The following is an 8,338-nucleotide window of genomic DNA, read 5'->3' as shown; positions in this document are numbered from 1 at the left end:
TATCTTCTACAACATCGTGAAGAAGGCCAGCAACAATAGTGGCTGTATCCATGTTCATATCAGCCAAAATCAAGCTAACATTAAGAGGATGAATAATATAATCTTCACCAGAATTCCTCTTTTGACCCCTGTGATGTTCATCAGCCATCTTATAGGCACGTCTAATCATATCTATATCAGCATTTTCATTATAGGATTTTACTTTTTCAATTAATTCATCTATTAATAACATTCTTCTCACCTGTGATTCTATAGCTTTTAATTTTTAATTGAATGGTAACATTCCCATTAAATTTATTTAAGTCAAGATTAAAAACTATATCTATTAAAATATTGGAAGGCCTTCCATTTAAAAGACCCATAACTTCTTCCCTTCCATAGGAACTAGCAAGCTTCCTTAAAAATACTTTAGAATCTTCAAATAAAATACCCGTGTAATTTATATTTTCTTGAGACAAAGTCATCTTCAAAAAGTTTTTGTTTTTACCCAAGATATTAAGCGATTTTATCTGCAAGTTTTTGGCACCAAACTTTGGGGCAGAATTTCCATTCCCGAAGGGAGCTAGAGACTCTATATCTTGAACAAGCTTCATACTAATGTATTTTAGTTTTAAGTTTCCGTCTATATAAACCTTTCTTATTAAGTCATCTTCTGTTAGACTTTCTTTCTGGTCTACATCATTAATAAAATCTTCGAGATTTTCCAAGGGAAGAGCTAAGCCGCAAGCCATCTTGTGTCCACCAAAACTCTTGAGGTATTCCTTTGATTTGGAAAATTCTTGGAACATATTGTATTCTTCAATACTTCGTCCAGACCCCTTAATTAAGTCCTTGGAATCACTTAAAACTACGCTGGGTCTATAATACTTTTCTTTAATCTTTCCAGCAACAATACCAAGGATTGATTCATTTAAGCCCTCCTCATAAACTATAAGGATTTTATGCTTATCTAATAATTCTTCCTTTTGTATCTTCTCATCTATTACTTCAAAGGCATCACTGGTTAGCTTTTGTCTCTCATAATTGAGGTCTCTTAATTTCTTAGCCCTTTCAAGAGCAAGTGAATAATCCTTCTCCAAAAATAATTCTATAGCTTCTTTAGCAGATTCTAGTCTGCCACTAGAATTAATCGTTGGTCCAATGATAAAACCTATATGGTAAACATCAATATCTTCTTTTTTTATATCAGAAGCCTCTATTAGGGCATTAAGTCCCAAATCCTTAGTTTCCCTTAAGAGCTTAATTCCTTCAGAAACTATTACCCTATTTTCATTTGTTAGTGGCATTACATCACATACAGTTGCTATGGCAGCGTAGGGTAATAATTTTTCATAAAACTCTTCCTTATCTACTCCCTTAATTAAAAAAAGGTACTCTATGAGTTTAAATGCAACTACTCCACCACATATTTCCTTAAAGGGATAGGCACAAGAAGACTGTTTTGGATCTATAACTGCACTTGCATCTGGAATAATCTCAACTTCACTTCTGTCTTTAACAATCTTCGGCACCTCATGGTGATCAGTAACAACTACATCAATACCTAAAGACATAGCATAGTCAACTGCATCTCTTGCAGCAATTCCATTGTCGCAAGTTATAATGCACTTGACTCCATCCTCATGGGTCTTGTCAATTAAATTCTTATTAATTCCATATCCATCTTCAACTCTATGGGGTATGTCATAGGAGACATCTCCGCCAATAGTCCTTAAGCCTTCATACAAGATATAAGTTGACGTCACACCGTCAACATCATAGTCACCAATAATTCTAATTTTATTCTTCTTAGCCAAGTGACTTAAAATTATATTTGAAGCCTTTACCATATCCTTTAACAAAATAGGTGAATTTAAATTTGAAAGACTTGGTTCTAAAAACTCTCGAATGTCTTCTTCTGTATTTATTTCCCTATTAAGTAAAATTTTATATATAACATTGTTTATCCCTAATTTTTTATAGTCGATACCAGGATCACTTTTGTTTTTTATAAACCATCTTTCCATTCAATCACCACTTTATGTATGAAGATAATTATATCAAAAATTATCATTAAGGTAAAACAATTAGCCTATCAAGCAACAAAAAAAGAACCCTCATGGGGTTCTTAAAAAATTTTTATCACTATTCATTAGCTAGAACTGAAATTGCACACTCAATTCTTTTCTTTTCCATTTCGCATCCAACCTTGTAAGGCTTGCTTAAGTCATTGTTACTGTAGTAAGCGTTGGCGTGACAACCACCTGAGCAGTAATATCTTGCCCAACAAGTAGGACAGTCTTCATTAGTATAGACGTTAGAATTTTTAAAATTATCTCTTAACTCAGTATTTGTAATTCCATCATCAACATTACCAAGTAAGAAGTCTTCTTCACCAACAAATTGGTGGCAAGGATAAATTTCTCCTTGGGGTGTTATAGCAACATACTCTGAACCAGCTCCACATCCAACAGTTCTTTTAACTATACAAGGCCCTTGTGATAAGTCGATAATGAAGTGGAAGAAAGAAAAGTCTTTGTCTTTCTTTCTTATCTCAATGTAATCCTTAGACATCTTCTCATATTCATGAAGTATTTTTTCAAGGTGCTCTTCTCTAATTGCGTAAGGCTCCCTCTCATCAGTAACTACTGGTTCAATAGAAGTTTTTTTAAACCCATGAGAGTAGAAGTCTTTTAAGTCTTCAGAAAAGTCTAAATTTTCATTTGTAAATGTTCCCCTGATGAAGTAGTCCTTGTCTCCTCTTTTTTCAATTAATTCTTTGAATTTTGGAACAATAATGTCATAAGACCCTTTACCATTTGTAGTAGGACGCATTTCATCATTTATTTTTTTTCTTCCGTCAATAGATAGAACAACATTGTCCATGTTCTCATTAATAAATTCGTCTATTTCATCATTTAGTAGAACACCATTAGTTGTAATTGTAAACCTGAAGTGTTTATTATATTTTTTTTCTTCTTCTCTACCATAAGCTACAAGTTTTTTTACTAAGGCAAAATTCATTAGAGGTTCACCACCAAAGAAATCTACTTCAAGATTTCTCCTGTTACCAGAATTTTGTAGAAGAAAGTCTAAGGCCTTCTTGCCTGTCTCAAAGTTCATAAGACTTCTGTCGCCCTTAAAGTCACCTTGAGATGCAAAACAATACTTACATCTTAAGTTACAATCGTGAGCAACATGAAGACAAAGTGCCTTTACTACATTTTGAGGATTGAATCTAGGAAGTTTAAAGTGTTCATCTTCAGAAAATAATAAATCTTCTTTAGCCAAGTAGTCTATTTCTTCATAAGCTTCTTTAGCGTCTTCTTTATTATATAGTTTTGAATATTTATCAATAACTTCATCCTTTGACAATTTTTCATAATCATCAATCATTTCATATACAATTTTTTCTACAATATGGACTGATCCACTTGCTATATCAAGGACAACATATCTATTATTTAAATAAAATTTATGAATTCTTTCTTCCATCTTCTCTCCTTTACTTAACCCCTAACAAAATAAAAGCAAGGTTTCCCTTGCCTTAGTTTTCAGAATTTTCACATTTTTGATTTCCTACGGTACAGCTAGTCTTGCAAGCTGATTGACAAGATGTTTGGCATTCTCCACATCCGCCTTTTTCGTAAGTTTTCTTAAGATTTTTTTGTGTAAGTGTTTTAATGTGTTTCATAATATCTCCTATTCTTCTTCAACGTCTTTTAGATCAGTATTCTTTTTATAAGTACCATTAATTCCCCACTTCATAATTTCAAATTTTGTATTGTCAGATGAAGTTTCGATAACTAAGTAATCTTCCTTAACAAGGATAATTTTTCCAATAATACCGCCGATTGTAATTATTTTATCTCCAACCTTTAAGCTTTCACGCATTTCATTGATTTCATTTGCTTTTTTCTTTTGTGGTCTTATTACAAAGAAATAGAAAACAGCAAACATCAATATTAAAGGAAGGAAATTTAACATTGCTCTTTGATCCATTATTGACCCCTTTCTTCTTAATATTTAATAATTATATTATACATTTAAACTCATAACTTAACAAGAATATCTTTAAGTCTTTACTTGTAACCATATTTTTTATAAAAATCTTTTTTATATTCAAGGAAGTAGTCTCCCCTAATGGATTCTCTAATGTTTTCCATCATATTTATTAAGAAATAGAGATTGTGAATAGTTGCTAGCCTCATTCCAAGTATCTCGTCTACATTAAATAAGTGTCTAAGATATGCCTTTGAAAAATTCCTGCAAGTGTAACAGTCACATTCATCATCAAGCCTTGAGAAGTCCTCTTTATAAATTGCATTTTTTATTGGAATTCTTCCTTGATGAGTTAAGACACTTCCATTTCTTGCAATTCTTGTAGGAAGAACACAGTCTGCCATGTCCACTCCTCTTTCCACTGCTTCGAATAAGTAATCTGGGCTTCCAACTCCCATTAGGTATCTTGGTTTGTTTTCTGGCATAAAGTCTGTTGTATAATCCAAAATCTCAGTCATTAAATCAATAGGTTCTCCAACTGAAAGACCTCCAATGGAATAACCCTTAAAGTTCATATCAACCATTTCTTTTGCAGAAATTTCTCTTAGATCCTTGTACATCCCTCCCTGGATAATTCCAAAAAGAGTTTGATTGTCTACATTCTTGTGATGGTTCTTACATCTTTCAGCCCATCTAAGAGTTCTTCTCATTGAATGATCAATATATTCATGACTTGCTGGATAGGGTGCACATTCATCAAAAGCCATAATTATATCTGACCCCAAAATGTTTTGTATATCAATTGACTTTTCTGGAGAGATAAACATCTTACTCCCATCAATGTGACTCCTGAAGTGAACACCTTCTTCAGTAATTTTTCTATTATCGGATAGAGAAAAAACTTGAAATCCTCCTGAGTCGGTTAGAATTGGTTTATCCCAATTCATAAACTTATGAAGACCACCTGCCTTTTCTATTATCTCTGTACCTGGTCTTAAAAATAAATGATAGGTGTTTGATAAGATTATTTGAGCTCCAATATCTTTTAGCTCATCAGGTGTCATTGTCTTAACTGTAGCTCTTGTCCCTACTGGCATAAAAATTGGGGTTTCTATTTCCCCATGATTTGTCGTTATTTTTCCAAGTCTTGCCTTTGAATCCTTAGAAGTTTTTAATAATTCAAATTTAAACATAAAACCTACCTTATAAACATGGCATCACCAAAGCTGAAAAATCTATATTTTTTCTTTACCGCTTCTTCATAAGCCTTTAAAATAATTTCTCTACTTGCTAGGGATGACACGAGCATTAGAAGGGTGGATTCTGGCAAGTGAAAGTTTGTTATAAGTGCATCGACACATTTAAACTTATAAGGTGGATAAATAAATATATTTGTAAATCCACTTTTCTCACATACTCTTCCATCTTCATTGGCAATTGACTCAACAGTTCTCACACTTGTAGTCCCAACTGCAATCACTCTGCTTCCCCTGTCTTTAGCCGCATTAATTCTATCTGCAACTTCCTTTGTCATTACATAAAACTCAGAGTGCATCTCATGTTCGTCAACATTTTCTACCTTAACTGGTCTAAAAGTTCCCAGTCCAACATGAAGAGTAATGTAACAAATTTCTACACCCTTATCTTTTAATTTTTCAAGAAGTTCTTTTGTGAAGTGAAGTCCTGCAGTTGGTGCTGCAGCTGATCCTTCTTCCCTGGCATAAACTGTTTGATACCTATTTTTATCCTCTAGCTTTTCTGTTATATAGGGAGGAAGTGGCATTTCTCCAAGTTCATCTAGGATTTCTTCAAATATTCCATCGTACTCAAACTTTAAAAATCTGGATCCATCTCCAGATATATCTAAAACCTCAGCAGAAAGTTTATCACTAAAAATAATTTTTGTTCCTATTTTTGCTTTTTTACCAGGCTTAGATAAACATTCCCAAATATCATCTTTTCTATTTAAAAGAAGAAATTCAATCTTTTCTTCTCGCCCTTCCCTGTGTCCATAAATTCTTGCAGGCATTACCTTGGTGTCATTTAATACCAACAAATCACCCTTTTTAAGATAATCTATTATGTCATAAAAGTGTTTGTGCTCCATTTCTCCAGTTTCTTTATCTAAAACTAAAAGTCTGGAATGGTCTCTCTTTTCTTCAGGATGTTGTGCTATTAATTCCTTTGGTAAGTCGTAATAAAAATCTTTTGTTTTCATTTTTGCCTTTCTATTATTTTATCTTTTCTATATTTGTACCTGGAAAATAAAATCCAATAATATCCTTGTAATTGCTTCCTTTTTTAGCCATTTCGACAGCACCATACTGACTCATGCCAACACCATGTCCGTATCCCTTACCACTTACTAATATTTTATTTCCTATTACATTTACATCAAATAGGGTTGACTTTATAATTGTATTGCCAATTTTTTTCCTAAAATCAGTAGCCTTGATTTTTACATCTCCTTTAGATGTAGAAAAAGTCAAGTTGTTAACTCTATTTGAATTATTATAGTCAAGACTAACACTAAATACGTCAGATAAATTTAACTTCTTTAAGTCACTATCTTTAAGCTCATAATTCCACGGATGAACTGAATAAGGATCTTCTTGTGCTATAAGATAAGGAACACTATTTCCGCCCCAAGCTTCAGAAGATGAAACTGTATAACCACCAGAAGAAGCACAAAAAATTGTCTCTGCAACTTCACCCTTATACTTAATAACTTGTCCAATAGTTTCTTCTACAGCCTTATTTGTAGATTTATTTTCAACATCTTTTCCATAATATACTTGTGATCTTGTAGTATCATCAAGATTGTAACCATTTTTTTTGAACTTGTTGTAGTTGTTTATGGCAAAAGATCTTGAGCAAAGTGCTTGAGCCTTTAAAGATTCCATTGGAAAGCTTGGGCTCATTTCTTTAGGAAGAACTCCCTTTAAGTATTCATCTATCTCCACCCTATTTACTACATCAAGTTTTTTATTGTTGACTCTAAAGGAAATTGCTCCTCCATAGTTTCTCTTTATCTTATCAACGTAAATCGGCGAATCAGAAGATATTAAAAAAGCTCCATTTTGAGGGAAGTTTTTTAGTGTAAAGTTTTTACCATCTATGTTAATTTTACTACCGTCAAAGATAATATTAATTTCTTTGTTATTTGTATTATTAATGACTTGTTCATCAGAAGTAACAACTCTTAGATTAGATTTTGATTTTAACTTTAAATTTTCCCCAACAGGAATAGATTTTCCAACTTTTATGTCAATCTTGTCATAGTCTTCCTTAGCAAAGATATTTAATGGCAGTAAAACCAAAAATAAAGCTAACAATAATATTTTTTTCATTTCATTCATCCTTATACTCCAAACCAAAATGATCATAGGCCCTCTTAGTGGCCACTCTTCCTCTAGGCGTTCTAATAATAAAGCCTATTTGCATTAAATAAGGCTCGTAAACATCTTCTACTGTTCCCTTATCTTCACCAATAGCTGCCGATATCGCATCAATTCCCACTGGTCTTCCGTTGAATTTCTCAATCATAGTGAGTATTATTCTTCTGTCAATATTGTCTAAGCCAAACTTATCGATTTCAAGAAGGTTAAGTCCCTTTATAGCAACTTTTGTTGTTATAACTCCACCTTCTTTTACTTCAGCATAGTCCCTTACTCTCTTTAAAAGTCTATTGGCAATTCTTGGTGTTCCTCTTGATCTTCTAGCAATTTCTAATGCTCCCTCTTCTTCTATGGGAACATTTAAAATTTTTGCCGACCTCATTATAATCTCAACTAGAGACTTACTATCATAAAGATCTAGTTTAAGCATAACCCCAAATCTATCTCTAAGAGGTGATGTAAGCATACCTGCCCTTGTAGTTGCCCCAATAAGTGTAAAGGGTGCAAGGTCAAGTCTTATAGACCTTGCAGAAGGTCCTTTGCCTATTATTATGTCTAAAGCATGGTCCTCCATAGCAGGATATAAGATTTCCTCCACAGACTTATTTAACCTGTGAATTTCATCTATAAAAAGAACATCATCATTATTTAAATTTGTAAGAATACTCGCTAGGTCTCCCTGTTTTTCAATTGCAGGACCAGATGTAACTTTTAGGTTAACACCCATCTCATTGGCAATTATACCAGCAAGTGTAGTTTTCCCAAGTCCTGGTGGTCCACTTAAAAGTGTGTGATCCAAGGGCTCTGACCTGTTTTTGGCAGCTTCAATAAAAATTTTTAAATTCTTAACTACCTTTTCTTGGCCAATATACTCTTCTAACCACTTAGGTCTAAGACTTACTTCCCTAGCATCGCCATCAATAAGCTCTGGCTCCACTAATCTATTTTTTTCCATTTTA

General features: G+C 33.1%; 9 protein-coding genes. All 9 read right to left on the bottom strand.

What is annotated here, in order from left to right:
* On the bottom strand, positions 1-232 hold a 232-nt coding region (locus HMPREF1864_RS01715), incomplete at its 3' end, for an HD domain-containing protein (protein ID WP_156435946.1).
* Positions 216-2,006 (bottom strand): single-stranded-DNA-specific exonuclease RecJ, encoded by a 1,791-nt coding sequence (gene recJ, locus HMPREF1864_RS01710; protein WP_062571116.1) that lies wholly within the window; start codon positions 2,004-2,006, stop codon positions 216-218. The genes HMPREF1864_RS01715 and recJ, both read right to left, overlap by 17 nt.
* A 118-nt stretch (positions 2,007-2,124) precedes the next feature.
* The gene (gene scfB / locus HMPREF1864_RS01705) at positions 2,125-3,474 is read right to left on the bottom strand and encodes a thioether cross-link-forming SCIFF peptide maturase (RefSeq protein ID WP_062571115.1); all 1,350 of its coding nucleotides are present in this window, start codon (positions 3,472-3,474) and stop codon (positions 2,125-2,127) included.
* A gap of 52 nt (positions 3,475-3,526) precedes the next feature.
* Positions 3,527-3,673, bottom strand: a complete 147-nt coding sequence (gene scfA / locus HMPREF1864_RS01700) for a six-cysteine ranthipeptide SCIFF (protein ID WP_005956826.1) — start codon at positions 3,671-3,673, stop codon at positions 3,527-3,529.
* Between the two features lie 8 nt (positions 3,674-3,681).
* Entirely contained in the window at positions 3,682-3,981 is a 300-nt protein-coding gene (yajC, locus tag HMPREF1864_RS01695) for a preprotein translocase subunit YajC (RefSeq protein WP_062571114.1), read from the bottom strand.
* Positions 3,982-4,061: 80 nt separating this feature from the next.
* Positions 4,062-5,174 (bottom strand): tRNA guanosine(34) transglycosylase Tgt, encoded by a 1,113-nt coding sequence (gene tgt / locus HMPREF1864_RS01690; protein WP_062571113.1) that lies wholly within the window; start codon positions 5,172-5,174, stop codon positions 4,062-4,064.
* 5 nt (positions 5,175-5,179) lie between these two features.
* Positions 5,180-6,199, bottom strand: a complete 1,020-nt coding sequence (gene queA, locus HMPREF1864_RS01685; protein ID WP_062571112.1) for a tRNA preQ1(34) S-adenosylmethionine ribosyltransferase-isomerase QueA — start codon at positions 6,197-6,199, stop codon at positions 5,180-5,182.
* Between the two features lie 13 nt (positions 6,200-6,212).
* Positions 6,213-7,331, bottom strand: a complete 1,119-nt coding sequence (locus tag HMPREF1864_RS01680; RefSeq protein WP_062571177.1) for a SpoIID/LytB domain-containing protein — start codon at positions 7,329-7,331, stop codon at positions 6,213-6,215.
* Position 7,332: 1 nt separating this feature from the next.
* Complete coding sequence (ruvB, locus tag HMPREF1864_RS01675; protein ID WP_062571111.1) at positions 7,333-8,334, bottom strand: Holliday junction branch migration DNA helicase RuvB; 1,002 nt, start codon at positions 8,332-8,334, stop codon at positions 7,333-7,335.
* Positions 8,335-8,338 lie beyond the last annotated feature (4 nt).

Source organism: Peptoniphilus sp. DNF00840, from assembly GCF_001553125.1.
Taxonomy (GTDB): domain Bacteria; phylum Bacillota; class Clostridia; order Tissierellales; family Peptoniphilaceae; genus Peptoniphilus_A; species Peptoniphilus_A vaginalis.
Note: the sequence above shows the minus strand (reverse complement) of the source record. Positions and strands in the feature narration are given on the sequence as shown.

Coding starts and splice junctions, on each gene's coding strand:
- recJ (WP_062571116.1), bottom strand. CDS start 2,006: ATGGAAAGATGGTTTATAAAAAACAAAAGTGATCCTGGTATCGACTAT.
- scfB (WP_062571115.1), bottom strand. CDS start 3,474: ATGGAAGAAAGAATTCATAAATTTTATTTAAATAATAGATATGTTGTC.
- scfA (WP_005956826.1), bottom strand. CDS start 3,673: ATGAAACACATTAAAACACTTACACAAAAAAATCTTAAGAAAACTTAC.
- yajC (WP_062571114.1), bottom strand. CDS start 3,981: ATGGATCAAAGAGCAATGTTAAATTTCCTTCCTTTAATATTGATGTTT.
- tgt (WP_062571113.1), bottom strand. CDS start 5,174: ATGTTTAAATTTGAATTATTAAAAACTTCTAAGGATTCAAAGGCAAGA.
- queA (WP_062571112.1), bottom strand. CDS start 6,199: ATGAAAACAAAAGATTTTTATTACGACTTACCAAAGGAATTAATAGCA.
- HMPREF1864_RS01680 (WP_062571177.1), bottom strand. CDS start 7,331: ATGAAAAAAATATTATTGTTAGCTTTATTTTTGGTTTTACTGCCATTA.
- ruvB (WP_062571111.1), bottom strand. CDS start 8,334: ATGGAAAAAAATAGATTAGTGGAGCCAGAGCTTATTGATGGCGATGCT.